At 38.4% G+C, this 25,836-nt stretch carries 24 protein-coding genes and 1 riboswitch; of the genes, 10 read left to right on the forward strand and 14 right to left on the reverse strand.

Going from position 1 to position 25,836, the window contains the following annotated elements:
- Positions 1-28: 28 nt before the first annotated feature.
- The 3 genes from WAE64_RS16950 to WAE64_RS16960 form a co-directional block, all read right to left on the reverse strand.
- On the reverse strand, positions 29-1,372 hold the full coding sequence (locus tag WAE64_RS16950; RefSeq protein ID WP_340238611.1) for a RagB/SusD family nutrient uptake outer membrane protein: 1,344 nt from the start codon (positions 1,370-1,372) through the stop codon (positions 29-31).
- Positions 1,373-1,438: 66 nt separating this feature from the next.
- Positions 1,439-4,516: a SusC/RagA family TonB-linked outer membrane protein gene (locus WAE64_RS16955; RefSeq protein ID WP_340238612.1), complete on the reverse strand. Its 3,078-nt coding sequence runs from the start codon at positions 4,514-4,516 to the stop codon at positions 1,439-1,441.
- Between the two features lie 400 nt (positions 4,517-4,916).
- On the reverse strand, positions 4,917-5,387 hold the full coding sequence (locus WAE64_RS16960) for an SRPBCC domain-containing protein (protein ID WP_340238613.1): 471 nt from the start codon (positions 5,385-5,387) through the stop codon (positions 4,917-4,919).
- Between the two features lie 151 nt (positions 5,388-5,538).
- Between WAE64_RS16960 and WAE64_RS16965 the strand changes: the two genes are divergently transcribed.
- A complete protein-coding gene (locus WAE64_RS16965) occupies positions 5,539-6,171 on the forward strand; it encodes a 4'-phosphopantetheinyl transferase family protein (protein WP_340238614.1) in 633 nt (210 codons plus the stop codon).
- 6 nt (positions 6,172-6,177) lie between these two features.
- Here the strand turns inward: WAE64_RS16965 and WAE64_RS16970 are convergent, their stop codons facing one another.
- Positions 6,178-7,014: a transglutaminase-like domain-containing protein gene (locus WAE64_RS16970; protein ID WP_340238616.1), complete on the reverse strand. Its 837-nt coding sequence runs from the start codon at positions 7,012-7,014 to the stop codon at positions 6,178-6,180.
- A gap of 185 nt (positions 7,015-7,199) precedes the next feature.
- Between WAE64_RS16970 and galE the strand changes: the two genes are divergently transcribed.
- Positions 7,200-8,219, forward strand: coding sequence for a UDP-glucose 4-epimerase GalE (gene galE / locus WAE64_RS16975; protein WP_340238618.1), 1,020 nt, complete (start codon positions 7,200-7,202; stop codon positions 8,217-8,219).
- Between the two features lie 77 nt (positions 8,220-8,296).
- Positions 8,297-9,361: a dTDP-glucose 4,6-dehydratase gene (rfbB, locus tag WAE64_RS16980; protein ID WP_340238621.1), complete on the forward strand. Its 1,065-nt coding sequence runs from the start codon at positions 8,297-8,299 to the stop codon at positions 9,359-9,361.
- 63 nt (positions 9,362-9,424) lie between these two features.
- On the opposite strand, the gene WAE64_RS16985 is transcribed toward rfbB, so the two are convergent.
- The 3 genes from WAE64_RS16985 to rpsU all read right to left on the reverse strand — a co-directional run bounded on the left by WAE64_RS16985 (position 9,425) and on the right by rpsU (position 11,600).
- Positions 9,425-10,345, reverse strand: coding sequence for a bile acid:sodium symporter family protein (locus WAE64_RS16985; RefSeq protein ID WP_340238623.1), 921 nt, complete (start codon positions 10,343-10,345; stop codon positions 9,425-9,427).
- Between the two features lie 57 nt (positions 10,346-10,402).
- Positions 10,403-11,296: a tyrosine-type recombinase/integrase gene (locus tag WAE64_RS16990; protein WP_340238624.1), complete on the reverse strand. Its 894-nt coding sequence runs from the start codon at positions 11,294-11,296 to the stop codon at positions 10,403-10,405.
- A 109-nt stretch (positions 11,297-11,405) separates the two neighbouring features.
- Complete coding sequence (rpsU, locus tag WAE64_RS16995) at positions 11,406-11,600, reverse strand: 30S ribosomal protein S21 (protein WP_130023557.1); 195 nt, start codon at positions 11,598-11,600, stop codon at positions 11,406-11,408.
- 162 nt (positions 11,601-11,762) lie between these two features.
- Here rpsU and WAE64_RS17000 point away from each other — a divergent pair, with 162 nt between their 5' ends.
- The 3 genes from WAE64_RS17000 to WAE64_RS17010 all read left to right on the forward strand — a co-directional run bounded on the left by WAE64_RS17000 (position 11,763) and on the right by WAE64_RS17010 (position 16,408).
- Positions 11,763-12,686, forward strand: a complete 924-nt coding sequence (locus WAE64_RS17000) for a Ppx/GppA phosphatase family protein (protein ID WP_340238625.1) — start codon at positions 11,763-11,765, stop codon at positions 12,684-12,686.
- Positions 12,687-12,880: 194 nt separating this feature from the next.
- On the forward strand, positions 12,881-13,687 hold the full coding sequence (locus WAE64_RS17005; RefSeq protein WP_340238627.1) for an SDR family oxidoreductase: 807 nt from the start codon (positions 12,881-12,883) through the stop codon (positions 13,685-13,687).
- 54 nt (positions 13,688-13,741) lie between these two features.
- A complete protein-coding gene (locus tag WAE64_RS17010; protein WP_340238629.1) occupies positions 13,742-16,408 on the forward strand; it encodes an MGH1-like glycoside hydrolase domain-containing protein in 2,667 nt (888 codons plus the stop codon).
- Between the two features lie 77 nt (positions 16,409-16,485).
- On the opposite strand, the gene WAE64_RS17015 is transcribed toward WAE64_RS17010, so the two are convergent.
- The 3 genes from WAE64_RS17015 to rplU all read right to left on the reverse strand — a co-directional run bounded on the left by WAE64_RS17015 (position 16,486) and on the right by rplU (position 18,006).
- Positions 16,486-17,082, reverse strand: coding sequence for a NifU family protein (locus tag WAE64_RS17015; RefSeq protein ID WP_340238631.1), 597 nt, complete (start codon positions 17,080-17,082; stop codon positions 16,486-16,488).
- A 288-nt stretch (positions 17,083-17,370) separates the two neighbouring features.
- Positions 17,371-17,628, reverse strand: coding sequence for a 50S ribosomal protein L27 (gene rpmA / locus WAE64_RS17020; protein ID WP_340238633.1), 258 nt, complete (start codon positions 17,626-17,628; stop codon positions 17,371-17,373).
- 66 nt (positions 17,629-17,694) lie between these two features.
- Positions 17,695-18,006 carry a 50S ribosomal protein L21 gene (rplU, locus tag WAE64_RS17025; protein ID WP_340238635.1) on the reverse strand — a complete coding sequence of 104 codons (312 nt, stop codon included), beginning with the start codon at positions 18,004-18,006 and terminating at the stop codon, positions 17,695-17,697.
- A gap of 179 nt (positions 18,007-18,185) precedes the next feature.
- Between rplU and WAE64_RS17030 the strand changes: the two genes are divergently transcribed.
- Positions 18,186-18,623: a CBS domain-containing protein gene (locus WAE64_RS17030; protein ID WP_340238637.1), complete on the forward strand. Its 438-nt coding sequence runs from the start codon at positions 18,186-18,188 to the stop codon at positions 18,621-18,623.
- 67 nt (positions 18,624-18,690) lie between these two features.
- Positions 18,691-19,140: a DUF2721 domain-containing protein gene (locus WAE64_RS17035; protein ID WP_340238639.1), complete on the forward strand. Its 450-nt coding sequence runs from the start codon at positions 18,691-18,693 to the stop codon at positions 19,138-19,140.
- Positions 19,141-19,146: 6 nt separating this feature from the next.
- On the opposite strand, the gene WAE64_RS17040 is transcribed toward WAE64_RS17035, so the two are convergent.
- Genes WAE64_RS17040 through WAE64_RS17055 form a run of 4 tightly spaced genes read right to left on the reverse strand, consistent with a single transcriptional unit; the run spans position 19,147 to position 22,433 of the window.
- A complete protein-coding gene (locus tag WAE64_RS17040) occupies positions 19,147-19,998 on the reverse strand; it encodes a DUF4846 domain-containing protein (protein ID WP_340238640.1) in 852 nt (283 codons plus the stop codon).
- A gap of 59 nt (positions 19,999-20,057) precedes the next feature.
- Positions 20,058-20,711, reverse strand: a complete 654-nt coding sequence (locus tag WAE64_RS17045) for a lysoplasmalogenase (protein WP_340238642.1) — start codon at positions 20,709-20,711, stop codon at positions 20,058-20,060.
- Between the two features lie 11 nt (positions 20,712-20,722).
- Positions 20,723-21,868, reverse strand: a complete 1,146-nt coding sequence (locus WAE64_RS17050; RefSeq protein ID WP_340238644.1) for a M28 family metallopeptidase — start codon at positions 21,866-21,868, stop codon at positions 20,723-20,725.
- A 25-nt stretch (positions 21,869-21,893) separates the two neighbouring features.
- Entirely contained in the window at positions 21,894-22,433 is a 540-nt protein-coding gene (locus WAE64_RS17055; protein WP_340238645.1) for a 5' nucleotidase, NT5C type, read from the reverse strand.
- 144 nt (positions 22,434-22,577) lie between these two features.
- A riboswitch (cobalamin riboswitch) is annotated at positions 22,578-22,775 on the forward strand.
- Positions 22,776-22,912: 137 nt separating this feature from the next.
- Between WAE64_RS17055 and WAE64_RS17060 the strand changes: the two genes are divergently transcribed.
- The gene (locus WAE64_RS17060) at positions 22,913-24,769 is read left to right on the forward strand and encodes a TonB-dependent receptor plug domain-containing protein (RefSeq protein ID WP_340238646.1); all 1,857 of its coding nucleotides are present in this window, start codon (positions 22,913-22,915) and stop codon (positions 24,767-24,769) included.
- Positions 24,770-24,773: 4 nt separating this feature from the next.
- Positions 24,774-25,835: a DUF5074 domain-containing protein gene (locus tag WAE64_RS17065; protein ID WP_340238647.1), complete on the forward strand. Its 1,062-nt coding sequence runs from the start codon at positions 24,774-24,776 to the stop codon at positions 25,833-25,835.
- Position 25,836 lies beyond the last annotated feature (1 nt).

A 25,836-nucleotide genomic window follows, 5' to 3' on the forward strand; every position in this document is an offset into this window, starting at 1 on the left:
CCCATTTCTGTTTTAAAGCATTTGTAAATTAATATCCTGGGTTCTGAACAAGAGATTTGTTTGTGTCAATCTCACGTTGTGGAATCGGAATAACCAATTTATTATCGCTGAAAGGCAAAGTACCTACGTTTCTTTTAAGGCGTTTGGCATCATGAATTTGCTCTCCTTCAAAAGCCAACTCTAATTTGCGTTCTGCCATTACGTTGTCTACTGTTACGGTAGTCAGTTCTGCTGCTCCAGCTCTGTTTCTTATGCGGTTAACATCGGCCAGCGGCGTAGCTCCTATACTTGTTCCTAAACGAAGGTTAGCTTCGGCACGAACTAGATACATTTCAGCTAAACGAACCACAGGTACATCGCCAAACTGATCTAAGTATTTAGAAGTGTAAACGTTACCAGATGCTCTTACAAAGAACGTTCCACGAGAATCAGAACTGCTATACAAGTTAAGGTGTTTGTTTTGTACACGAATATCACCACGACCTTGATATGTTGCAGGAGCATAATACAGGTTCATATTGTTTGCACCATCTTGCTCATTTACAATAATTTTGAAAATTATCTCACTATCATTTGTCGCATCAGAGAATGCTGATGCAAAACTTTCTGTCAAAGAGAATTGGTTACCGGTAATTACTCTATTGGCAGCGTCACGAGCCTCAGTATATTTACCTTGTTGTAAGTACACTCTAGCCAAAATAGCTTGTGCTGCAGTTTTTGAAGCAAAACCTGTGTCTGACGGGTTACCTAAAAGCGATTCTGCTTTAGTAAGGTCTTCAATTACTTGTGCATAAATAGCTGCTACAGTTGCTCTCGGAAGATAATCAGCATCAGTAATGCCACGTGTTGGCGTAATAACCAAAGGTACACCCAGATTTGTATTAGGGTCGCCATCTCCCCATGTTTTAGCCCATAATCTTACCAAATCAAAATAAACCAAACCACGAATAAAGCGTGCTTCGCCTTCTAATGTATTTTTTCTAGAGGCATCAACTTTATCAAGTGCTGATAATACGTTGTTCGCAATGTTTATAGTGGTATAAGCTTGTAACCAAGTTGCCTGCGTTTGGGCATTAGTGGTAGTAAAAGTTTTACGCCATAATTCATCTAGTGTCGTAAAGGTTCCGGCAAATCTTACCTCAGCGTCATCGCCTAATAAATCGCCCGAATACTGAATCGCTCCTCCGTAAAGGTTAGAGCTACTAAGGGCATCGTAAGCACCAACCAGAGTTACTTCTACAGCTTGCGAGTTTGCAAGCGCTTCTGATTCATCGATAGATGCCGTTGGTTTTACATCTAGCTGGTTGTCGCAGCTTGTCATAAAGGCCACGGTTGCACCAATAAATAACCAATGTTTTATATTTTTATTCATTTTGTCTGATTACTTTAAATAATTAAATCAAATAATACTGCTTTCTGTTCTTTATCGAAAAAGAAATTAGAAACTGATATTTAAACCACCCATAATAACTCTTGCTTGTGGTGTAGTATAAAAATCATAACCTATTGCAATATTTGATACAATATCATCGGCATTTACTTCAGGATCCCATCCAGAATATTTAGTAAATGTCAATAAGTTTTGACCAGTTACATACAATCTTACATTGCTTAATTTCACCTTGCTGATAACCGATTTCGGAAGGTTATAAGCAAGCGTTACATTACGTAAGCGTACAAATGAACCATCTTCAATAAAACGGCTTGATGGTTGAGCACCATTATTAAAGAATAAACGTGCTTGTGGTACATTAGTATTAGGGTTTTCAGGAGTCCAGGCAGCTAATTGATTTACTGTCTGATTATCTTCATAACGACCATTAGCAGAAGAGAAACGGCCTACACCATAGAAGTTAAGTTTGTTACCGAATACACCGTTAAAGAATACGCTCAATTCAATTCCTTTATAGCTGAAAGTATTAGTAACACCACCAATCCATTTAGGAAGCGGGCTACCTACTACTACACGTTGTGCCTGCGAGTAAACATTCGTTGTTTCTCTGCTCAACGAGCCATCAGGGTTTGGTGTATTTTTGTAGAACAATGCATCTCCATTTGCTGGGTCAACACCTGCATATTCTACTGTATAGAATACACCTAGTGGTTGGCCTTCAACGGCACGGCTCATGTTATTCAAACCTCCTTCAATTACTTGTCCTTGCAGGTTAGTAATTTTGTTGGTGTTTGTAGAAGCATTTAAGCTGGTTTTCCATTTAAACTGGCCTACAAGGTTATCGGTATTTAATACAAATTCAAATCCTTTGTTGGTCAATGAACCTGCATTTCTGAATTGTGTTGCAAAACCTGAAGTACCTGGTACGTTTACGTTCAATAATAAACCAGTTGTATTTTTTTCGTAATAGTCAATCTCTCCGTTGATTCTGTTTTTTAACAACCCGAAGTCAAGACCAACGTCAACTTGTTTGGTAGTTTCCCATTGTAAATTAGGGTTAGCTAACTGCGAAGGACGCTGACCAGGAAGCCCGCCGTATCTTGCATCGCCAGAGAACAATCCTAAGTGTGCAGCATTCGGAATCTCAGCATTACCTGTTAAACCCCAGCTTGCACGAAGTTTCAAGAAACTGATAGCCTCAATGTTTTTAAGGAAGTTTTCTTCTGAAAGAATCCAGCCAGCTGATACCGCAGGGAAGAAACCATAACGGTTGTCTCTACCAAAACGAGACGAAGCATCAGTACGTGCACTTAAACCTACTAGATATTTTTCGTTGAACTTATAGTTTACACGAGCAAAATAAGAAAGGAAGTTGTAACGAGACTCTGCCGAGGTTGCATCTGTTTTAGTAGCTGCACTGGCTAGCATACGGTAAGAATCGGAAGGAAAATCTCTTGCTTCAGCAGCAACTGACTTCGAAATTGAGTTCTGAAACGACATACCCACAGTAGCATCAAACGAGTGTACACCAATTGTATTATCGTATACAAAATAGTTGTTGGTGTTGTAGTTTTCTACTCTCACAAAACGGTTGTAACCGTAGCCTTGAGGTGCGCCAAAGTTGCGTTGTGTTTTGCTGTTATAATATTGCTCTTCTTGTTGATTTAATAAATCTACGGCTAGTTCAGAGCGGAATCTAAGACCTTTAAAGAACTTGTATTCGCCAAATACATTACCAATATTACGGTGAACAGTAGTATTATAGTAAGCATTACCAATGTTGATTAAGGCATTGTAATAAACAGGAATCGAAATGTCTCCCGGAGGCATACCTACAGGTAATCCTGTTTCAGGGTCAGTTGAAGGTGTCATCGGAGGAAGAGCCACCAACTGTTGCGGGTTGTCGAACTGACGGTCGCCCGACACACGTTGGTTAAACGAGCGAGTAAGGCCCATATTCATCCCTACTGTTAATTTATCAGTAACTTTGTGGGTAAGGTTCAAACGACCCGACATACGATTGAAAGCATTACCTGCCAGAATACCTTGTTGGTCTAAGAACTGGCCTGATACAAAGATGGTAGTTTTTTCTGACCCACCGCTTACACTTAAATCGTATTGTTGAGATGGTGCATCTTGGTAAGCCAAGTCAGACCACTTAGTATCGGCTTGTTGTGCAGTACCTAGAGTTCCTAAACTTTGTGTTGCGAAGAAGCTCTCCATATATGAAGTATACGAATCAGGATCGCTTGGGTCATAACCATCAAGGGCGTCAGAGTTAGCTGCCGCCTGACGGTAGAAGTCCATATATTGCTTAGTATTCAAAAACTGTAAGATATTACTTGGCTTGCTTTTACCATATTGCATACCAAAAGTAACATTAGTTTTACCGGTTTTCCCTTTCTTGGTTGTGATTAACACTACACCATTGGCAGCACGTGCACCATAGATAGACCCTGCCGAAGCATCTTTCAAAATCTCAATAGATTCAATGTCTTGTGGGTTAATATCTACTAATGGGTTTGTTTTACCTCCTGAAATAGAAAGGTCTCCTTGTGTCATTGGTATACCATCTATTACATAAAGAGGCTCGTTAGAAGCAGAAACTGACGACTGACCACGCACACGTATCTGAATACCTTGTGCCAATTTACCAGTACCTTGGTTAATTTGCACACCGGCTGCTTTACCTTGGATACTCTGCTCAAAAGTAGTAACAGGCATATCGGCCACATCAGAACCTTTGATTTTAACGATGTTACCCGTTAAATCACGTTTGATTTGTGAACCATAACCTGTTACAACCACTTCGTTTAGGGTTTGAGTGGCCGATACAAGTGAAAAGTCTACTATACTACGGTTATTTACGGCTTGTTCTAAAGTAGTAAAACCAATAAAGCTGGCTTGAAGAATACCATTAGCCGGAACACTGATTTTATAGGTTCCGTCTACATTTGTAGTTGTACCTTTTGATGTGCCTTTTACTGTAATTGAAACACCCGGTAGCGGGCTACCGTCTTCAGTTGAGGTAACTTTCCCTGTTACGTCAACATCTTGTGCATTTCCCCAAAAAGAAATAAAGAGGAATAGACAACCTAATGAAACTCGTAAAAGTTTGTTCATTCGCGTTTAGTTTGTTATAGGATTAATTAAAGAAAATAAAAATAAATTAAAAATAAATAATTACCACACATATAGAAGCCGGATTAATCGACAAATATTAAGAAAATGCTATATATGCAAGAGAAACTTGTAATAATTCAAAAAAAATAAATAATCAGAATTGTTGAAACTCTTAAAAAATGGTAGATAAATTTTTAGAATAATAGCCTAGTTAAGTCTATTCAGATTAAATTCAATAATCATAAGAATAAAGTATTATAGTTTAGTTTTTTATGAAATGCTGTTTTCAAATATCCATAAATTTTAGATGTATGCCAAAAAAATAGATACAAAAAAGCAAAGCATTCAGACAAAAGACGAAAAAATAAAATAATATGCTGCTATTTTAAACCACATTTTTTTATTTTTTCTTAATTTTTCTGAAAACTTCTTCTAAACGGTCAAAGTTTTCTTCATTTGCTACAATTATTAAATCTTTAAGTTTGCTATAAACCTTTGGTAATTGGAGAGTCATGCTATATGTTAAGTGTGTGTGTGCTGTTTCAGAAGTATTAGTAAATGTTATACAGCCTCGGTATTTTGGCCCACTTACATGGTGGAATATAATCTTTTCATGAGGTACTATCTCTATAAAAACAATTTTGTTTTTATAATCTACACCGTCAGGGCCATGCATCGTAAAATTCCACTCTCCTTCTGCTTGTAAATTAAACTCATGAAAAGTATTGGTAAAGCCTTTTGGTCCCCACCATTTTTGCAGAATCTCAGGGTCGGTATAGGCTCGAAACAGTAATTCTCTTGAAACATTGAAAACACGGGTAGAAACAATTTCGGGAGCTGTTTCAGCAAGGGCTTCTTGCGTAGTGTTCATAGGCAGGATTAATAAAACAATAGGTGATTCGTCATTCAAACAAATATAAAAAAATATCTGAATCAGATTTCAGGTTACAGTATATTATCTTTTATTTACGGCCGAAATCTTATGAATAGAGTACAAATACAAAAGAGTTGTTTAATAAGCTATGCCCGTTATTATAGAAAAACAATATAAGAATAATTCTCATTTAGCTGTGTGGCAAATCACAGAGTCGCATGATGAATTACAGGCACTTTTACCGTCTGAAATTCTGACAGATGCTGAATTAGCCGGTATCAGCCACCCACAAAAACAAATAGAGTTTTTTTGTAGCAGGCTTACAATCAGGCATCTTGCAAACAAATTGGGTATTAAATATCTGGGTATAAGAAAAGACGAAAACGGTAAACCCTACTTAGTTGGTTCTGAATGGCAGTTTTCGCTCACGCATACTGCCGGATACATAGCGGTAGTAATGCACGAAAGCCAGTCTTTGGGTATAGATATGGAACAACCTAGTGAAAAACTTTTACGAATTGCACGAAAATTTTTGTCAGAAACAGAGAGAACTGATGCCGATAGTGATTTAGATAAACTTTGTATCTATTGGTCGGCCAAAGAAGCTTTGTATAAATTATATGGTAAACGAAAAGTTATTTTTATTGATAACCTGTTGATTACTCCATTTCAGAAAGACCAACAGGTTATTAACGGACGTCTCAAAATCAACGATATTGACGAGCAATATGCCATGATTGTTGAAAAGATAGATAAATATTACCTTGTTTCGGTTTGCTAGAGGATTCTATTCAGTAAGAATCTTTAAGATTTTTTCAACTTCTTGCACACGTTCTAGGTCAGATACTTTCTCGAACGATACTATCAGGTTACGAAATACCCTGCTGATAATGTCAAGATTTGTACAGGGCTGGTAAAAACTATCTTGTGGTAACAAATGCATTTGTTTGATATAATTGCTTATATCAGCCTTCGAAAAAATCAACCCACGGTTAAATACATTGATATAAAACTGTATTTGCGGATTTTTATATGTTAGCACAAACAAGCTCGGCAAATTCACACCGCTCACAGGCATACCAAGGCGCTTGGCAATGAGCATATAAATTACACAAAGCGAAATGGGGTTACCTTTTCTTTGCTCAAAAACCTGATTAAGCATTGAGTTGGCAGGGGAGTGAAAATTCTTGGTGTTTGATACAAACTTATATTTTTCAAAAAATACCTGATTCAAGATTCTTACCTGGTCGTGCGGGTGTAAATCGTCTCTGAACTCCAACCATACATCAAAGTAAATGTCATTGATACTTTGTCGAAGTTTTTCCAGACTCAAATCCGGGTACTGATAAGTTGTTACCAGCCACATACCCTCTAGCAAATCCTGATGTCCATTATTTTTCCATTCTACAAGGCGAGTAATTAACAAATTGTATTGTAAATCATGGATAAGGTCTTCTATCTTTTTTTGCAATATCGGGTTTAACCCGTTTTCTTGCCAATGGTCTTCTAATAACGGAATAACCGACCCACCTATGGTTCGCAGTTGCTTTTCTACGTGTTGTACCACCTCAATGTCATCGTCATCGAGCAGTGTAACTAATGCTTTTATTTCGGACTCTTTCATAGCTATCCCTCTTTCTGTATTATTAAGTTGTTGATTGTCAGTGAATTAAATATGTGTTTGCTGACAAATTAAAACTTCAAAGCTCAATTTTTTCTAATTACACCTCTAAATTCATACTTTTGTTAAAAAAACAAACGGTTTTGGTAAAAAACTTTTTCAAAAACATTTTAAGTATATTCTAGCATATGAAAATTTTAGTTACAGGCGGGGCTGGCTTTATTGGCTCACATACAGTAGTAGAATTAGTGAATGCAGGTTACGAACCCGTAATTATAGATAACTTTGATAACTCTGAAAAGAGTGTGCTAGATGGATTGCAGAAAATTTTGCAGAGAACTATCAAATGTTACGAAAAAGATTGTAATGATGCAGAAGCATTAGAACAAATCTGTAAAGACGAAAATATAGAAGGAATCATACATTTTGCTGCGTATAAGGCAGTAGGGGAGTCGGTTGAGAAACCTTTGAAATATTATGAAAATAATATCGGTTCGACTCTGAAAGTACTAGAAGTAATGCTGAAACTGGGTATTAAAAACCTTGTTTTTTCGTCTTCGTGTACTGTTTATGGGCAGCCAGACGAGATTCCCGTTACAGAAGATACGCCACGTAAACCGGCGGCCTCGCCTTATGGCAATACCAAAACTATATGTGAAGATATTCTGCGCGATACCATTACGGCAGGGAATCCGCTTAAAATTATTGCACTACGTTATTTTAACCCGATAGGTGCGCATCCGTCGGCGCATATTGGTGAGTTACCAAGAGGTGTACCTAGTAACCTGGTGCCTTTTATTACCCAAACAGCTATTGGAATCAGACAGAAGCTGACGGTTTTTGGTAATGATTATAACACGCCCGATGGTACTAATGTAAGAGACTTTATTCATGTGGTTGACTTGGCAAAAGCTCACGTTTCGGCACTAAAATTGCTTGCTAATCAGCAAGATAAGTATTATGATGTGTTTAATGTGGGTACAGGCAGAGGAAACACCGTGCTCGAAATCATTGAAGCATTTGAGAAAGTAAATGACTTGAAGCTGAATTATGAAATAGGCCCACGCCGCGCGGGCGACGTTGAGAAAATATATGGTAGTGTAGAGAAATCGGCAACAATAATGGGTTGGAAAACCGAAAAGACTCTGGAAGATAGTGTAGCTGATGCCTGGAGATGGGAACAGAAAATTGCTGAAAATAAAAAATAGAATATAAGGTCTTGGTTTTATGAGACACATATTTTATGAAAGAAAAATATATAAATTTAAAAATCGAAGAATATCCAATGCAGTCAAAACACATTTTAATAACTGGTGGAGCAGGTTTTATAGGTTCACATGTAGTTCGTTTGTTTGTTAATAAATATCCAGATTATCAGATAGTTAACCTGGATAAACTTACATACGCCGGCAATCTTGAAAACTTAAAAGACATAGAAGACTTCCCAAACTATATCTTTGAAAAAGGAGATATAGTAGATGCTGACTTCATAAAAGCATTGTTTACAAAATATAATTTTGATGGTGTAATTCACTTAGCGGCAGAGTCACACGTTGACAGATCAATTACTGACCCGATGGCATTCGTAATGACCAACGTGATTGGTACAGTAAACTTGTTGAATGCTGCCCGTGAAGCTTGGAAAGAAAGCAATTACGAAGGCAAGCGTTTCTACCATGTATCAACTGATGAAGTTTATGGAGAACTACACGACCCTAAAGAGTTCTTCCTTGAAACTACAAGCTACGACCCTCGCTCACCTTATTCGGCATCAAAGGCTTCGTCTGACCATTTCGTGAGAGCCTATCATAACACTTATAAATTGCCTGTTGTGGTATCTAACTGCTCAAACAACTATGGCCCGAACCATTTCCCTGAGAAGCTGATACCTTTAATGATTAACAACATCATTCACAATTATCCTCTGCCGGTATATGGTAAAGGTGAAAACGTGAGAGACTGGCTTTATGTAAAAGACCACGCCCGTGCCATTGATGTGATTTACCACAATGGTGTAAACGGCGAAACTTATAATATCGGAGGCTTTAATGAGTGGAAAAACATTGATTTAGTGCATTTATTGTGCAAAATCATGGATGAGAAACTGGAGCGTCCTGAAGGAACATCAGTTAAACTGATTACCTATGTGCAAGACCGTGCCGGGCATGATTTAAGATATGCTATTGATGCCACTAAATTAATGAATGAACTAGGCTGGGAACCTTCACTTCAGTTTGAAGAGGGTTTAACCAATACAGTAGAATGGTATCTGGCAAATACCACCTGGCTTCAAAACGTAACCAGCGGCGATTACCTGAAATATTACGATGGTATGTACACTAACAGATAGTATTCTGTGAATATATTTTTAAGAGCTGCACGAGTTTACTTGTGCAGCTCTTTTAATAGTAGTTTAGTCTACTGATTTTTTACTCCAAAAACTGGCTAATAACGACCCATTGATGTTCATAACTGGGCCAAATAAAGCCGGGGCGATTCCAACTGTAGCTAGCTTACCCATAGCTTTGGCTAATCCTGACGCTAAACCTGCATTTTGCAGGCCTACTTCAATGGCAACAGTGCGGCAATCTTGCTCAGATAATTTGAATAGGCGTGCACTCCAATATCCGAGTATGAATCCACCTATATTGTGTATTATGGTAGCAAAAACCAAGGCTAAACCAACAGTTTGTAACGATTTTTGGCCTGCTGCTGTAATAACAACCAAAATAACAGTAATGCCGCCCATTGAGATAAGGGGTAATATTTTTTGCAGCCACGTATTACGTTCTTTCAGTACTTTGTTAACAACAAAGCCTATAGCAATTGGTACTATAATCATTTTAACAATATCAAGCGTCATGGCCCAGAAATCTATCGCAATAAACTGACCACCTAAAATTTTCATCAGAAATGGAGTCAGGAATGGGGCAAGAATAGTAGCCAGCGAAGTAATTGTGATAGAAAGAGCTACATTTGCCTTAGAAATATAAGAAATAACATTAGAAGCTAACCCACTTGGCGAGCAACCTACCAGAATAATACCTGCGGCAATTTCGGGTGGAAACGAGAATGTATTAGCCAGTGCAAAACCCAGAAATGGCATAATGGTAAACTGGCATACCAGGCCAATGATAACAGCCTTTGGCATTTTAACTACTCCTATAAAATCTTCAAACGTCATGGTAGTGCCCATGCCAAACATAATAATCTGTAAAAGCGGAATGATTAATTCTTTGAGTTGAAAACCATTGATTTCGATAAAGTATTGAGGAAAAAAATAAGCAATAGATACCGCCGCTATCAGGCAGAGCGTATAGGCATAGTTTTTCATTAATAAATATAGTTTTAGGTTGAATGTTATAGGTGTGCGTGGCAGGGTTTAAGAAAATCAAGCCTTAGGGTGGGCTTTCTGATAAACCTTCTTTAATTTTTCAATGGTATTATGGGTATAAACCTGCGTGGCGGCAAGGCTTGAATGGCCTAATAAATCTTTAATAGCGTTAAGGTCGGCGCCTCGGTTTAGTAGGTGTGTGGCAAAGGTATGTCTTAATATATGGGGGCTTCGTTGCTCGAGTGAGGTAACTAAAGATAAGTACCTTTTTACAAGGCGTTGTATAAACATGGGGTAAGCCTGTGTGCCATTGTCAGTCAATATCAGGTAGTGGTTATCTCTGTTCTCTTCATTTTCAAGCACTACTTCTTCACGGTATTTCAAATAAGTATTAATGGCCTCAACAAGACTTTTATTAATAGGAATTACCCGATGCTTGTTTCTTTTACCTAGCACTGTCAGGGTATTATTATATAGGTTAATATCGCCTATTTTCAAGCCAATCAATTCGGCGAGGCGCATACCTGTGCCATAGAGTAATTCTAGCACCAGTTTATCACGCAAGCCCACAAAATCGTTTGAGAACTCCACATCATCGAGCATGGTTTGCATGGGTTTTTCTTCTACAAACCTGGGCAGACTTTTATCAGTTTTAAGCGCCTTGATTTTGAGCATAGGGTCGGCCTCAATAGCCTTATGGCGCAGCAAAAAATTATAGTAGCTGCGGAGCGTAGCAATTTTACGGTTAATGCTCCGGTTGTCCATTTTTTCCTCAGCCATACTTGCAATCCACGACCTTATCATCTGTGAGTCGGCCTTTTCGGGCATTTTTAACTCATACTGAAATTGGAGATAGAGCGAAAACTGCTTCATGTCGCTCTCATAAGCAGTAATCGTATGATGGCTAAGCCGTTTTTCGAATTGGATATGCTGTAAAAAATAAGAAACCATACTAACAGTAAACAATTTGCGTGGCAAATGAAACTGCTAATATGGTTTAAAATATATCAGGAAACAATTAACTGTACGAAATTTATCGTGCTGTGTTAATTGATTTTGACTAGATATCTTCGTTGCTTCTTAATTGACCAACGTAACGAGCATGAATGATTTCGTTACGACGAGCTACAGAAGGTTTTTCAAAAGCCTGACGTTTACGCAATTGGCGCAATACACCCGTTTTTTCAAATTTCTTTTTAAAACGTTTCAACGCTTTATCAATAGACTCGTTTTCTTTTACATTTACTACTAACATATAAATACACCTCCTTTTGTTTGGGGTTGCAAAATTAGAAAGAATAATTGTTTTTTTCAAACAATTATTTGTTTTTCAGGAAATTAAATTGCCTATAACCTTCGGTATTTTCTGAAATAATGTAGCTTTGCATCATTCGTTAGTCATTTTAAACGCTTCTTCATGAAAACCGCCGTTATTGATTTAGGTACCAATACTTTTCATTTATTAATAGTTGATAAAAAACATACACTTTATAAAGAGTCGATTCCGGCTAAAATTGGCAAAGGCGGCATAAGCCAGGGCATTATTTCAGAAGAGGGTATTCAAAGGGCCTTAGCCGTATTGAAACACTTCAAAAGTATAATAGATACCCAGCAAGTAAGTGATAAACATATTTTTGCCATTGGCACGAGTGCCATCAGGAATGCAGGTAACAAAGACGAATTTATTGAAAGGGTAGCAGAGGAAACAGGAATAACTATAAAGGAGATTTCGGGCGATAAAGAGGCTGAACTGATTTATTATGGTGTAAGAGAGGCGGTTCAGATTAACGAAACATCGATGATAATGGATATCGGTGGCGGGAGTGTAGAGTTTATCATCTGTAATCAGGATAAGATTTTCTGGAAACAAAGTTTTGAGATAGGAGGCCAACGCTTGATGGACAAATTTATGAAAAGCGACCCTATTTCGATGCGTTCGGTGCAGCAAATGGATGATTTCTTCCGTGAACAACTATTGCCATTAGCTAACGCCTGCCACCAATATGCACCCGAAACCCTGGTTGGCTCATCGGGCTCGTTTGATACGCTCATAGATATGTTTTTTATGAAAGAAAAAGGTATGCTGCCGCCAGCTACAGAAGTTGGGTTTGAATACTCACTCCCCGAGTTTTATCATGCTTATGACGAACTAATCTTTAAAAACCACGAAGAGCGAATGGCAATTCCCGGCATGATAGAGCTAAGGGTTGATATGATAGTGGTAGCCGTTTGCCTGATTAAATACATTATACAAGCTTTTGAAATCAAGCACATCCGTGTATCAAATTATTCACTGAAAGAAGGGATTCTGGCTAAGATTATGGCAGATAATAAGCTGTGAAACTTTTTATAAAGCGCAAACTCAATTTTGCGCTTTATTTATTTTAACCAAGCTTTAATACCTCTTCAATAAGCTTTTCATTTTTCTACTCGTAATTTGTCTCAACAAGATGCCACGCATTTTGGTTAAGATAATAAGCCACTTTTGGGGCTTATCTGAAGTTCACAATTTTCTTAATTTTAATAGAATCCATTATGGCAGAAAAAAAACTAGCAGGGCAAACTGCGCTTGTTACGGGCGCAAGTTCGGGTATTGGCGAGGGAATAGCTCTGGCATTAGGCGAAGCCGGTGCTAACGTAATAGTAAATTATAATTCTAATGCCGATACTGCCAACGAGGTAGTCGAAAAAATAAAGGCTTTTGGCAGTAAAGCCATTGCTATACAAGCCAATGTGAGTAAAGAAGAGGCGGTGCAGGCCATGTTTAAACAAGCGATTGAAGAGTTTGGCACAATTGATATTCTGGTAAATAATGCTGGTTTACAAAAAGATGCAAAATTTGATGAAATGACGCTCGAACAATGGCAAACGGTAATAGATATTAACCTTACAGGCCAGTTTTTATGTGCCCGAGAAGCCATCAGAGAGTTTCTGCGCCGTGGCCCTGTGCCCGAACGCTCATTGGCTACCGGAAAAATCATTTGCATGAGTTCGGTTCATGAGCAAATTCCGTGGGCAGGGCATATCAACTATGCTGCTTCTAAAGGGGCTATCAAGATGTTTATGCAGAGCTTGGCACAAGAGTATGGCGATAGACAAATACGTGTCAATAATATATGTCCGGGTGCTATTCAGACTCCCATTAACAAAGCCGCTTGGGAAACACCACAGGCACTGAACAGCCTTATGAGTTTGATACCTTATAATAGAATAGGGCAACCCAGCGATGTAGGCAAACTAGCTGTTTTTCTGGCTTCAGACGATTCAGACTATATTACAGGTGCAAGTATCTTGATTGATGGCGGAATGGCTGTGTTAGAAAGTTTTGTTGATGGTGGTTGATGAGTAAATAATCAATAATTCATCTAAATCCAAAAAAACTAAGCTAGTGATGGTATGACTTCGGAGCAGGAAAGATTAGACATAAATGCACAAAAAGAAGTTCCCTTAGAAAAATGGGGGCCTTATCTGTCTGAAAGACAATGGGCAACCGTAAGGGAAGATTATAGTATAAATGGCGATGCATGGAATTATTTCCCGCACGACCATGCTCGCTCACGTGTGTATCGTTGGGGAGAGGATGGCCTTGGTGGTATATCTGATTCAAGACAAAACCTGTGTTTTGCATTGGCACTCTGGAATGGTAAAGACAGTATTCTGAAAGAACGTCTTTTTGGCTTAACCAATGGCGAGGGGAATCATGGTGAAGATGTTAAGGAACTCTACTATTATCTGGATAATGTGCCGACGCATTATTACATGAAGTATCTTTATCAGTATCCGCAAGAGGCTTTTCCGTATGAAAAACTAATCGAAGAAAATAGGAATAGAGGCCGTAAACAACCAGAATATGAACTACTAGATACTGGTGTTTTTGACAACAATAAGTATTTTGATGTTTTTGTAGAATATGCCAAAAACAATTCGGACGATATTTGTATTCAGATAGAGGTAGTTAATAGAGGGAACGAAAACGCAAAATTCTGGGTTCTGCCAACGTTATGGTTTCGGAACAGGTGGGCTTACGGAGATTTGCAGACAAAGCCAATTATACAAACCCATACTGATGCTTGTGTACGGGCAAGCCACGAAACCCTGGGCGATTATTTTTTATATTTTCAACCGGCCAAAAATACGCTGTTTACTGAAAATGAAACAAACTTAGAGCGGGTATTCGGAGCTGCTAATAGTAGCCCTTTTGTAAAAGATGCTTTTCACGAGGCTATCTGCCAGAATAATACCGAGCTTTATGAGTTATTAAAAAGTAATAAGCAAGGAACAAAATTTGCACCCGTTTACGAATTAAATATTGAGAGCCATTCTTCTGAAAAGATAGTTCTCCGCTTAACAAGTACCGAAAATGTTGACCCTTTTAATCATAGCTTTAGCCAGATATTTTCAGATAGACGCCAAGAAGCTCAAGAGTTCTATCAGCAATTTGTGCCGCAAAACGCACACAACGCAACAACAGAACTCGACCAATCAACTAATGCCAAATTAGTTGATTTAACAAATATCCAGCGACAAGCCTTTGCCGGGCTTTTGTGGAGTAAGCAATATTACAACTACGATATTGAGCGTTGGCTCGAGGGTGACCCCAATCAGATTTCTCCGCCTAATGAGCGTTTTGTAGGCAGAAATGCCGAGTGGATACATCTGAAAAATCAGGATGTGATTTCGATGCCTGATAAATGGGAGTATCCTTGGTATGCCGCTTGGGACTTGGCCTTTCATTGCATACCTATGGCAATGCTCGACCCCACCTTTGCCAAAAATCAACTGATTCTGATTACCAGAGAATGGTATATGAGCCCAAATGGACAAATACCGGCCTATGAGTGGAATTTTTCTGATGTCAATCCTCCTGTGCATGCTTGGTCGGCCTTGTCTATTTACCACATTGAGTGCACACTTCGTGGCCGGGGAGATGTAAACTTTCTGAAACGGATATTTCAGAAACTACTTATCAATTTTACTTGGTGGGCTAATCGTGAAGACGAAAATGGCAATAATATCTTTACCGGAGGTTTTCTGGGTTTAGACAATATTGCAGTGATAGACCGTGATAACCTACCGCTTAACTCGCATTTAGAGCAGGTAGATGCCACGGCCTGGATGGCCATGTATGCCCTCAATATGATGGATATTGCCTTAGAAATTGCACAGCACGACCCTAGTTTTGAAGATACTGCCACAAAATTCTATGAGCATTTTGTGCTAATTGCTGAGTCACTTAACGAAGGGCTGTGGGATGTAGACGATAATTTCTTTTATGATTTACTTTATACACAAGGGGGCAAAATTACACCTATGCAAGTGCGCTCAATTGTAGGGCTTAGTGTTTTATTTGCCGTTTCGATTATCGACCAGAAGAAAATTTCCAATCTGCCCGATTTTAAAAAGCGTATAAGATACATAAGAGATTATAGAATAAAAGCCAATAAGTTTTTGCCAAGTGAGCAAATGGCCGACGATGGCAACATCTTGCTTACCTTAGTAAACCGAGCTATGCTCACAAAACTGTTGCAGGTAATGCTCAATGAAGACGAGTTTCTATCAGCAGGAGGTATTAGGGCTTTGTCGAGATATTATAAGCAAAATCCATATTCTGTTAATGTACAAGGTATTGATCATACAATAAACTATGTATCGGGAGATTCTGATTCGGGTATGTTTGGCGGAAATTCTAATTGGCGAGGACCCGTCTGGATGCCGATTAATTATCTCATAATAAAAGCATTGAAGAAATATCATCAGTTTTATGGTGATGATTTCAAGGTGGAATTTCCGACAGGTTCGGGTAAATTGATGAATCTGAATGAGGTCTCGGGGGCTTTAGCTAACAGACTGGTAAGTATTTTTGAAAGGAATGAAGCTGGTGAGCGACCTGTGCATGGTGCTTATCAGGAGTTCTATAAGAGGCCAGGCAACAAAGATTTATTATTATTTTACGAATATTTTGATGGAGACTCGGCACGTGGGGTAGGGGCATCGCACCAAACAGGCTGGACAGCTGTAATAGCAGAGTTAATTAATCAGGCAGTTTGGGAGAAAGAAACGTAATATAAAACGTATTTACTCTATATAACAAGAGCAGGGCAATAACCCTGCTCTCTGTATTTTATGCAATTATAAGCGTATTATACACCTTCAGCAACAACTTCTTTAACCTCTGGCACCATGGTTGTTAACAAACGTTGAATACCATCACGAAGCGTAACTGTTGATGACGGGCAACCACTGCATGAACCTTGCAGATAAACCTTTACCTGGCCGGTTATTTCGTCAAACGAAGCAAAGTTAATAGCGCCTCCATCCGACTCCACCGCAGGGCGTACATATTGGTCAAGCGTTGATTTGATTTTGGCAACAACTGCTGAGTCGTTGGCATCAATAATCAAGGTATTTTTATCAATTGTTTTTTGTGCAAAAACAGGATTTTCCTGGTCGAAATATATCTTCAAAAATTGTTTTACATCATATACTACATCTTCCCATTCAGTATCTTCATCTTTGGTCATGGTAATGAAGTTGGCTGCGATGAAAATTCTTCTCACAAACGGAAATTGATATAAATCGGAAGCCAAAGGCGAAGCTTTGCCTTCTTCGGCAGTAGATGCAATTGTTGGGTAATCGAACGATAAGCCTTCTGGAGCCAACTCAAAGTTCAATACAAATTTCATTGAATTTGGATTGGGACTTAGCTCGGTGTAAATCATTACTTGGCGTTTAAGCATGACAATCGAATATATATTAAATGAATAGTGTGTTTGAAGTTGTTTGGAATTTTAATTTCAATTTAAAAATTTGGTGTTTTGAGCGAGACAAATCAAATAATGAAAGAATAGCAGAGCTATTGTTGAAATTATTTGATGAAGGCGCAGCCAAAACAACGTATTTTTAAAAGAAAGAAACAATTCTAAACAACTTTATTGTTTTCAGAACACTATTCCTCAAAAATTAGTTTGATAGGGCACAAAAAAACCTGCCCATAGGGGCAGGTTCTAAAAAGTCTTGTCAGAGGTTTAAGCTTCTGCAACAACGTTAACGAAAGATTTTCCGTCACGTCCTTTTTTAAATTCTACGATACCGTCAGTTAATGCGAAAAGTGTATGGTCTCTACCAACACCTACATTGATACCTGGATTGTGTCTGGTACCACGTTGACGAACGATAATGTTTCCGGCGATAGCCGTTTGGCCGCCAAACAATTTAACGCCTAAACGTTTACTTTCTGATTCGCGACCGTTTTTCGACGAACCTACACCTTTTTTGTGTGCCATGACCTTATTCTCTTTAAATTTTGAGTTTCAATAATTTTTTTGCGGTTGATTAATCAACCAAATGTTTTACGCAGCGATTTCGTCGATTTGGATTTTAGTCAAATACTGACGGTGACCGTTTTTCTTAACGTATCCTTTACGGCGTTTTTTCTTGAAAACGATTACTTTTTCGCCTTTAAGGTGTTCGATAATAGTTGCTTTTACTGAAGCACCTTCAACGGTTGGAGCACCTACTGAAATAACTCCGCCGTTATCAACAAGAAGAACCTTGTCGAATACAAGTTCAGCGTTCGCTTCGCCTTCTAATCTGTGAGTATAGAGCGTACGACCCTTTTCAACTTTAAATTGCTGACCTGCGATTTCTACGATTGCGTACATTTTTTAAATGGTAAATTTAAAATGAATATATTTTTTATTGCTAATCAGCAGTTTTTGCAAAGCATATCTACTAATTAGGGGTGCAAATTTAATAATTTAATTTTGTTTTTCAAACTATTGCATTGTTTGATTTTTTTTATAAAATTGTAATTGTTTTATCACCTTTAATTAATATACCTATGAAAATTCGTCAGATATTGCAAAAAAAGAAAATCAATGCTCTTTTCTCGGTTTCATCGGATACAACCGTATACAATGCCCTTGTAGAAATGGCAGATAAAAATATCGGAGCAGTTTTAGTGATAGATGATGGAAACCTTTCGGGAATCTTCTCTGAGCGTGATTATGCACGTAAAATTGTGCTGAAAGGCTTGCACTCTGATGCCACATTGGTAAAAGATGTAATGACAGCTAAGGTGATTACGATAGACCTGGAACACAAATTGGAAGATGCCATGCAAATTATGTCAGATAAACATATCAGACACTTACCCGTAATGGACGGCAAAGAACTGGTAGGTATTATTTCTATCAACGATGTGGTATCTACAATTATTAATGAACAAAAATCACAGATTGCGTCATTACAAGGTTATATTTCGGGTAATTACGCATAAGAATAGTTTTACGACAACGATATTAACAGATACTAGCGAGGCCGCAAGCCTCGCTTAATCATATATAATGGAACTTACTATTAGTACTCCGGCACTTCTTTTCTCTACAGTTTCATTACTGATGATTGCTTTTACTAACCGTTTTCTGGCTTTGGCGAGTCTGATACGTGATTTGCACGTGAAATACAAAACCGAAGAAGAAAAAGAGAATATCGTTGCCCAAATTATAGGCTTACAACGCCGCATCAGAATCGTACGTAATATTCAGATTATTGCCATCTCGAGCCTGTTGCTTAGTGCCGTATGTATGTTACTGATTTTTGTGGAGCGGGAATTAGCTGCTAAATGGTTTTTTGGTGGTGCATTGCTATTACAGATTATAGCCCTCACACTATCGGTTCGTGAAATAACCCTCTCAATGAATGCCCTGAAACTTGAATTAAGTGATATGGCAGAGTTGATTTCGCCTGCTTCGCATAGGAAGCGGAAGAAAGGGGAATCGCATACAAAAGCTTAATACAAATCACCTCTCCCAACCCTTCAAATGATTCGCTTTAAATGTCCATTCAGGTGTTATTAGTTCATCAGTAATATTGGCTGAGTACCACGGGCTTAGCTGCCTGTTGTTAGGATTTTTCAGAATCTGAATTTCTTGTGCGGGCATATAACTTTGCGCTAGCAGAAATACTTTTTCACCTTTTGGGTTTTGTGCTACATCAACTACAATTACGGCATGGCCCGGCGAGCCGCCAATAATAAAGACATCACCAATCGATAAGTCTTTTATTGGTTTATTGAATAATGATTTATCGAGCGAGAGCGTACCGGCATAAGCAAAAACAAAGTTCAGATAATTACGGAAGTCTTTGTAAGTGTTAGAGGCATTCGCTGATTTTTGCCAATAAGTTGTGTTGCCTTTTACTACAACTCTGTTTCCTTTCATCCATTCCGAATAATCTGTACGAAAGCCATTGGTAAGTGAAAACGAAATTTTATTGTAGGCATTTTGCGCATAAAAATGTTCGGCTCGCAAACGTATAATGGCATCGGCACATTGTTGCAGGTTCTTATTATCAATATCTAGGTCTACTACGGCATCATATACCTCTTTATGTTTGAGGCTGCCATCATAATACCGCACCTTTGTACCTGCTGCTTTAAGTGGGAGATTCCGCAAGTATTCAGCAAAGGAGTTTTGTTGAACAGGGCTTCTTTCAAAGCCAATAGGCGTATTAAATCTTGAATAAATGTTTTCTCCAGCGACATTAATCAAAGACTTATCGGTTTCATCAATAAGTGTGTTTGCAGGTGGTATGCAACAGATAAAGGCTGATAAGAATAAGCCTATGTAGCCAATTTTAGCTAAGTTTTTCATTGAACAAGAAGTTTAAAATTAGAACATTTCTTCTAAAACGAAAAACTTAGTTATGTATTTTAAGTACGGCGACTAATTAATAATCCATGAATAATGAGGTATTGTGCTACTACATAAGTACTCATAATCCAGAGGCCAGAAAGGGGAATATTTACTACAAATTTGCTAAGCGCAATAAGAGAATCGGAAATAATAAACAAAACAGCACCAATCAGCACTAATTCGTAAGATTTGCTTTTCTCATTTACCTGTCTTTCGCTGGCTCTAATGCCCATTAGCGTAATAACAATTGCGTAGATAATGATTGGAATTTTAAAGTCGGCCGGAATTTTATTGAGCAGAAAAAATAGCAACAAACAGGAGTAAGAGATAAATGGCAACCAACGGAAATGTAATGATTTGCCCTCTTGTTGAAATAAAACGATATAACAAACTTGTGCCAATAAAAACGAACCCAAGCCTAATAAGAAAAATATATGGTCTTGCTTCTGAAACATCAGGAAAGTATCGCCAAAACAAGAAAACAATAAGCCGAGTATCACAATCTTGTCTCTGTTATTGAATGTAGAGCGGGTATGATGAAAGTAAAAAAATGCGAGGGTAATCATCAACAGCGGTTTTGAGATATAGCCCAGCCACTCAATATTGATAAGCCCTGAAATGATATTTATACAGGAGAGTGTGAAAAAAATGATAGTCTGGTTACGGTTCATAGAGAGGAAGGTTAAGTGTGATTCAGATTTTCTCCGATTTTCTCTGCTAATATAATAGCCTTTTCCATAGGTAAAAAATCTACGTTCGATAGAATGTCGGTTGGCCTATGAATATTTGGCATACGTCCGTGAGCATCAAGTGCCGCCAAAGTTACCGCCGGAACGCCCGCCCGCTGAAACCAAACCGAGTCGAAATCGGCTGTATGCCAGGCACCTGTGGTTACATTTTTTAAAGTTGGTAATTCCGTAACAGCTTGTTTGGCCACTTGTATCAGGTGGTTATCGTAAACAATATTCGACCAACTGCCTGTTTGTGTAATAATTTTCAGATTCCCTTTACCTAGTGTATCAAAGTTAAGCAGATAAGTTTCTTTATTAAACTCGGTGTAGTGTTTTTTCATGTAAGCTCTTGAGCCAATCATGCCTACTTCTTCGGCACCTGTCAGCACAAGTTCAATTTCAAGATTAGGCAGATTTTTACCCCATAATTTGTGTGCAGTTTCAATAGCTGCTGCTACTCCGGTGGCATTGTCAGAAGCACCATTCGAATAGCCTAAACGGAAATAATCTATTGTACCTATTATAGCTTGCAACAAAAAGTAAAAGGCTAGAATGTTACCTACAAGCATAATGAAATTGTTGGGCACTAAAAACTGCGAGATAGCCACAAATTGGGCAACGACCATCAACATTAAACTGATTTTTAGTGATTGTCTGAAATTACCTACCATTTGAGGCATGTAAAGCACCGAAATAGGGGCTGTGTCCCAGTGGGCCATCAAGATAAGCTTTTTAGGCTTAGGTTTTTCTGCCTTTTTCTGCTTGATAACAAGATTATGAGAAGTAACTAAGGGCGGAAAGCTGGCAACAGGTGAAGCGTACCAGTTGAAATACAACATGGCCAATGTTACGAAAATAAGCGTAATAAAAAGCCCGAAAATAGGGTAGAAGTTGAGGGCTAATAAACCTACCACCAAGCCACCAATGAGCCACCAGACAATAGCAATATAAGTTTTTGGGGTTTTGAACGACTCTTGTATTACCTCTTGCGCTGGAAACAAACTGCTCAGATACTCAAGCACGGGTATTTCGTTAGGCGTTGCTACACCTCTGTTCGGAAAAGATGCCAGTTTTTCTACAATTTGTTTTGGGGTCATTGGTGTTGTTGCAGGTTTTAATTTCTCAGACTTCATTTTCAAAAAACGCCTCAATCTCTTTCCAAGAGCGGAAGCGTTGATAGCCGTTTACTTTCTGGTTATGAATAGCACTGAACATCAAGGTTTTACCTTTAAAAGTTTTCAGGTTTTTCTCGTGGTCGTCAATCATGTAGTCGGCTGCTACAATGCTTTTATCTCCGCAAAGTACAATATTTTTCCACGAAATAAACGGGAAGTGCTCTTCCAGCCAATCCATTTTATCTTTCAATGAGTTCGGGAATTCTGTAGCTGCTGAAACGATAAATACCTCGTAGTTTTCGTGTAATTTCTGTACTACTTCTACTGCATCGGCCATTACTTCTACATCTCGGAAGAAACCTGGCTTAAATATCTCTTCTCTTATCTTGTGGTAATTTTTTTCGTCGAAAATCTCAAAGTAGGTTTTATTTTCAAAATGTTGCTCGGTGAAAGCAGTACCAATAATATGGTTATAAGTTTTCAGGATTTTTTTTCCGGTAGCGGCCATTACGTCGTCCATATCAATGGCAATTCTTTTCTTGGTCATAAGTATCTGGGTTTTGTTTGTGCGAATATAAACATAGATTTCGCAAGATTTTAGAACTAATTAATCTGTTTTCATAATTACTATCGAAAGCCCGTAAACTACTATTTTTTGATGAAATTGCTATTATTTTAAAATCGTTCCTTACCTTTGCAGCAGTTCATAGGTGCCTTATATGATTTCCGATAATTATTTCAAGGCTTAAAAGGGAATCCCGTTTAAATCGGGAACTGTCCCCGCAACTGTAAGTTTCATCAATACATTTCGTCTGCATGGTCACTGTTATACGGGAAGGCCTGAAATGTTGAAACAAGTCAGGAGACCTGCCTAAGGCTATTCTTATTTGTACTTTACGGCGGATGAAGACAAATGAGCGGCAGTTTATCATTCATCATTTAGGTTTATATTATTTGAGCATTTCAGTTAGATGCTTGTTGTCAAAGGGATACCCTTTGGTTTTGGCGTGGTTTTTACTGTCGTCAATGCATGTTTTTGCCCAGACCGATTCAAGCAGAGCGCTCGACGAAGTTACGGTAAAAACTTTTGCTCCGGCACGATTCATGGCAGGGCTGAAAATTCAGTCTATTGATTCGGTTACTCTACAACAAGCAAAGTTTCAGACACTCGCCGACTTCTTGTCTTTTCAGGCACCGGTTAATTTTCGCCCTTATGGTAACGGGCAGTTGACAAGCATTGGGCTTCGTGGTACATCTAGCAACCATACGGCAGTGCTCTGGAATGGGATTAATATAAACTCACCAAGTACAGGGCAGAGCGATTTCTCGACACTACCAACAGCAGGTTTCGATTTGTTGGCTATTCAATATGGTTCTTCTTCGTGCGTGGTAGGTTCTGATGCAATAGGGGGGAGTATTCTACTTGATTCGAAACCCACATGGGAGAAAAAAGCAGAGTTGAGTTTTGGGCAACGAATAGCAAGTTTTGATAACTGGCAAACACAACTCAGCGCTCGTTTGTCGGGTAAGCGTTTTTCTTCTAAAACTGTTTTTTATAAAGGCGTTCTCAATAACAATTATCCATATACCGAGCGGAATTATTATCCTGTTGAGCGCTCAACTACCGACTCGAAAGGCTTTATTCAGGATTTATTTTATCTCACAAAAAAACAAAACCAGATTTCGCTCAATGTGTGGTTATCAGACAATAACGCCGTGATTGCGCCTCAGTCAATTCACACAAGAGAAGTTTTGCAGACGCAATCAATCAGGGTATTGAATACCTATCAGATAAAAAAACTGACACTTAGAGGAGGGTATGTGCAAGATATAACCAATTTTGGTAGAGGTAATTTTGATAAACCCAGCCGTACAGCTATCGACCGTTTTCTGATACGGGCCGAGCATGAATGGCAGTTTTCTAAACTTACGGCGCACATCGGTACAGAGGCTGCACACGTAATAGCCCACGTAGATGGTTATGGTGGAAGCAAAATTACAGAAAACAGGCTTGATGTTTTCGCTTGGCTGAGGTATCAGTTTTCGGCAAGATTACTGGCCACACTCAACGCCCGTCAGGCATTTGTTAAGAGCTTCGACCCTCCGCTGGCACCAGCATTAGGACTTGAATACCAAGTCGCTAAATCTGTCAGATTAACAGGTAACATTTCCCGAAGCTACCGAATCCCCACAATGAACGAGCGTTACTGGTCTGAATTAGGCGACCCTAATCTAAAACCAGAAGATGGCTTCAACAAAGAACTAGGTATAAACTGGAATCATACCAAAAATGATTTCAGTTTGAGTTCTTCTTTAAATGCCTATCATAACCTGATCAATAACTGGGTTTACTGGAATCCTGAGGTAAACTACAAGGTGCAGAATCTGCAACAAGTATTGGCCAAAGGCATTGAGTTTTCGCAGAAAGTAGCTTATCAGCATAAGCAAATTTCGTCAGGTTTAATGGCAAATTATTCATTTACTCATTCATCACAGCAAAAGGCTTACGACATTTATTCGGTTGATGTAATAGGCAAACAATTGATTTACATACCCAAGCATAATTTTACGGCTAATCTTTTCTTCCAAACGCTATCATTTGGCAAAAACGGGCTATTGAAAGAACACGGAATGCCATTCCGTGCTACGCTCCAATGGCAAGCCAATAGCAGACGATACACCGCTTTTGATAACTCCAAATGGTTTGACGGGCAGCAGATTTTCAATCTGATAATTGAAAACGGCTTACGTTGGAAACACCTTGAAGGGAAAGTGTTTTTTCAGGTCAATAATATTTTCGATGAACTATACCTGAGCTCCAAGCGCAATGCTATGCCGGGCCGAAACTACGCAATCAACTTAGTTTTAAACATAAATAAATAATAAAATGAATTACAAAAAATTAGTACTACTTAGTTTTGTTTCAGTAGCGCTTTTCTCTTGCGAAACCAAAGAAACAGAACCCGCACAACCTTATGATTCAGGAGTTTTTGTGGTTAACGAAGGGAATTTCTTGCAAAATAATGGCTCTATTTCTTTTATACAGCCAGATTCTAAAACAGCTATAACAGACGTATTTCAAAAAGAAAATTCTCGTCCACTTATCGGAATAATTAATGGTTATGCAGAGGTAGATGATAAAGGGATTATTCTGGTAGATAACTCTACTGACGGACAAGATGCAATTGAGATTGTAAATGCCCGTACGTTTAAATCTATAGCAAGTATTAAAGAAGTAGAAAATCCACGTAATGCCATTAAAGTTGCAGCTAATAAGGCTTATGTTGTGTGCTGGGATATTCTTAATCCCGACTACACTTATAATCCTGGATATATATTAGTAATTGATTTATTAATTAATAAGGTAACGAAGAAAATTACTTTACAAAACGGAGCCGAGGGCATTGTAGTGGTAGGCAACGAGGCTTTTGTAGGGAATAATCCATACGTTGATAAAAAAGAAATTTCAGTAATTGATATAACTAAAGATGAGGTAACAAGTAAGATTAATATAAAAGGCCCGGCTTCAAACCTTGTTCTTGATGCTAATAACAAAATCTGGTGTACAACAGGTAAAGATTTCTTGCGTATTAATCCTACTACTAAAGCCGTAGAAGCCACAATAAGCACTGAAACTGCCACTGAGAAAACGCCAGGCAAACTAGTACTAAATGCTAACAAAACAACTATTTATTTTGATTATGCACATTGGGCAACAGGTGGTGAAGTATATAGCTTCAATATAAGTGATGCTACCATTTCAACAACAACACCTATAATTAAACGTACAGTTACTGGTTTAGGATTCGATCCTAAAGCAAATGTAATTTATGCTGGTATTTCGCCATCATATAACCAGGCAGGTTATGCTTTCAGATATAAACCAACAGGCGAATTAATAGATTCGGTAAAAGTTGAACTTGCGCCTAGTAAGTTTTTATTTAAGTAAA

The sequence above is a fragment of the Emticicia soli genome (assembly GCF_037860775.1).
GTDB classification, from domain to species: Bacteria; Bacteroidota; Bacteroidia; order Cytophagales; family Spirosomataceae; genus Emticicia; species Emticicia soli.

Coding starts and splice junctions, on each gene's coding strand:
- WAE64_RS16950 (WP_340238611.1), bottom strand. CDS start 1,372: ATGAATAAAAATATAAAACATTGGTTATTTATTGGTGCAACCGTGGCC.
- WAE64_RS16955 (WP_340238612.1), bottom strand. CDS start 4,516: ATGAACAAACTTTTACGAGTTTCATTAGGTTGTCTATTCCTCTTTATT.
- WAE64_RS16960 (WP_340238613.1), bottom strand. CDS start 5,387: ATGAACACTACGCAAGAAGCCCTTGCTGAAACAGCTCCCGAAATTGTT.
- WAE64_RS16965 (WP_340238614.1), top strand. CDS start 5,539: ATGCCCGTTATTATAGAAAAACAATATAAGAATAATTCTCATTTAGCT.
- WAE64_RS16970 (WP_340238616.1), bottom strand. CDS start 7,014: ATGAAAGAGTCCGAAATAAAAGCATTAGTTACACTGCTCGATGACGAT.
- galE (WP_340238618.1), top strand. CDS start 7,200: ATGAAAATTTTAGTTACAGGCGGGGCTGGCTTTATTGGCTCACATACA.
- rfbB (WP_340238621.1), top strand. CDS start 8,297: ATGCAGTCAAAACACATTTTAATAACTGGTGGAGCAGGTTTTATAGGT.
- WAE64_RS16985 (WP_340238623.1), bottom strand. CDS start 10,345: ATGAAAAACTATGCCTATACGCTCTGCCTGATAGCGGCGGTATCTATT.
- WAE64_RS16990 (WP_340238624.1), bottom strand. CDS start 11,296: ATGGTTTCTTATTTTTTACAGCATATCCAATTCGAAAAACGGCTTAGC.
- rpsU (WP_130023557.1), bottom strand. CDS start 11,600: ATGTTAGTAGTAAATGTAAAAGAAAACGAGTCTATTGATAAAGCGTTG.
- WAE64_RS17000 (WP_340238625.1), top strand. CDS start 11,763: ATGAAAACCGCCGTTATTGATTTAGGTACCAATACTTTTCATTTATTA.
- WAE64_RS17005 (WP_340238627.1), top strand. CDS start 12,881: ATGGCAGAAAAAAAACTAGCAGGGCAAACTGCGCTTGTTACGGGCGCA.
- WAE64_RS17010 (WP_340238629.1), top strand. CDS start 13,742: ATGACTTCGGAGCAGGAAAGATTAGACATAAATGCACAAAAAGAAGTT.
- WAE64_RS17015 (WP_340238631.1), bottom strand. CDS start 17,082: ATGCTTAAACGCCAAGTAATGATTTACACCGAGCTAAGTCCCAATCCA.
- rpmA (WP_340238633.1), bottom strand. CDS start 17,628: ATGGCACACAAAAAAGGTGTAGGTTCGTCGAAAAACGGTCGCGAATCA.
- rplU (WP_340238635.1), bottom strand. CDS start 18,006: ATGTACGCAATCGTAGAAATCGCAGGTCAGCAATTTAAAGTTGAAAAG.
- WAE64_RS17030 (WP_340238637.1), top strand. CDS start 18,186: ATGAAAATTCGTCAGATATTGCAAAAAAAGAAAATCAATGCTCTTTTC.
- WAE64_RS17035 (WP_340238639.1), top strand. CDS start 18,691: ATGGAACTTACTATTAGTACTCCGGCACTTCTTTTCTCTACAGTTTCA.
- WAE64_RS17040 (WP_340238640.1), bottom strand. CDS start 19,998: ATGAAAAACTTAGCTAAAATTGGCTACATAGGCTTATTCTTATCAGCC.
- WAE64_RS17045 (WP_340238642.1), bottom strand. CDS start 20,711: ATGAACCGTAACCAGACTATCATTTTTTTCACACTCTCCTGTATAAAT.
- WAE64_RS17050 (WP_340238644.1), bottom strand. CDS start 21,868: ATGACCCCAAAACAAATTGTAGAAAAACTGGCATCTTTTCCGAACAGA.
- WAE64_RS17055 (WP_340238645.1), bottom strand. CDS start 22,433: ATGACCAAGAAAAGAATTGCCATTGATATGGACGACGTAATGGCCGCT.
- WAE64_RS17060 (WP_340238646.1), top strand. CDS start 22,913: ATGCATGTTTTTGCCCAGACCGATTCAAGCAGAGCGCTCGACGAAGTT.
- WAE64_RS17065 (WP_340238647.1), top strand. CDS start 24,774: ATGAATTACAAAAAATTAGTACTACTTAGTTTTGTTTCAGTAGCGCTT.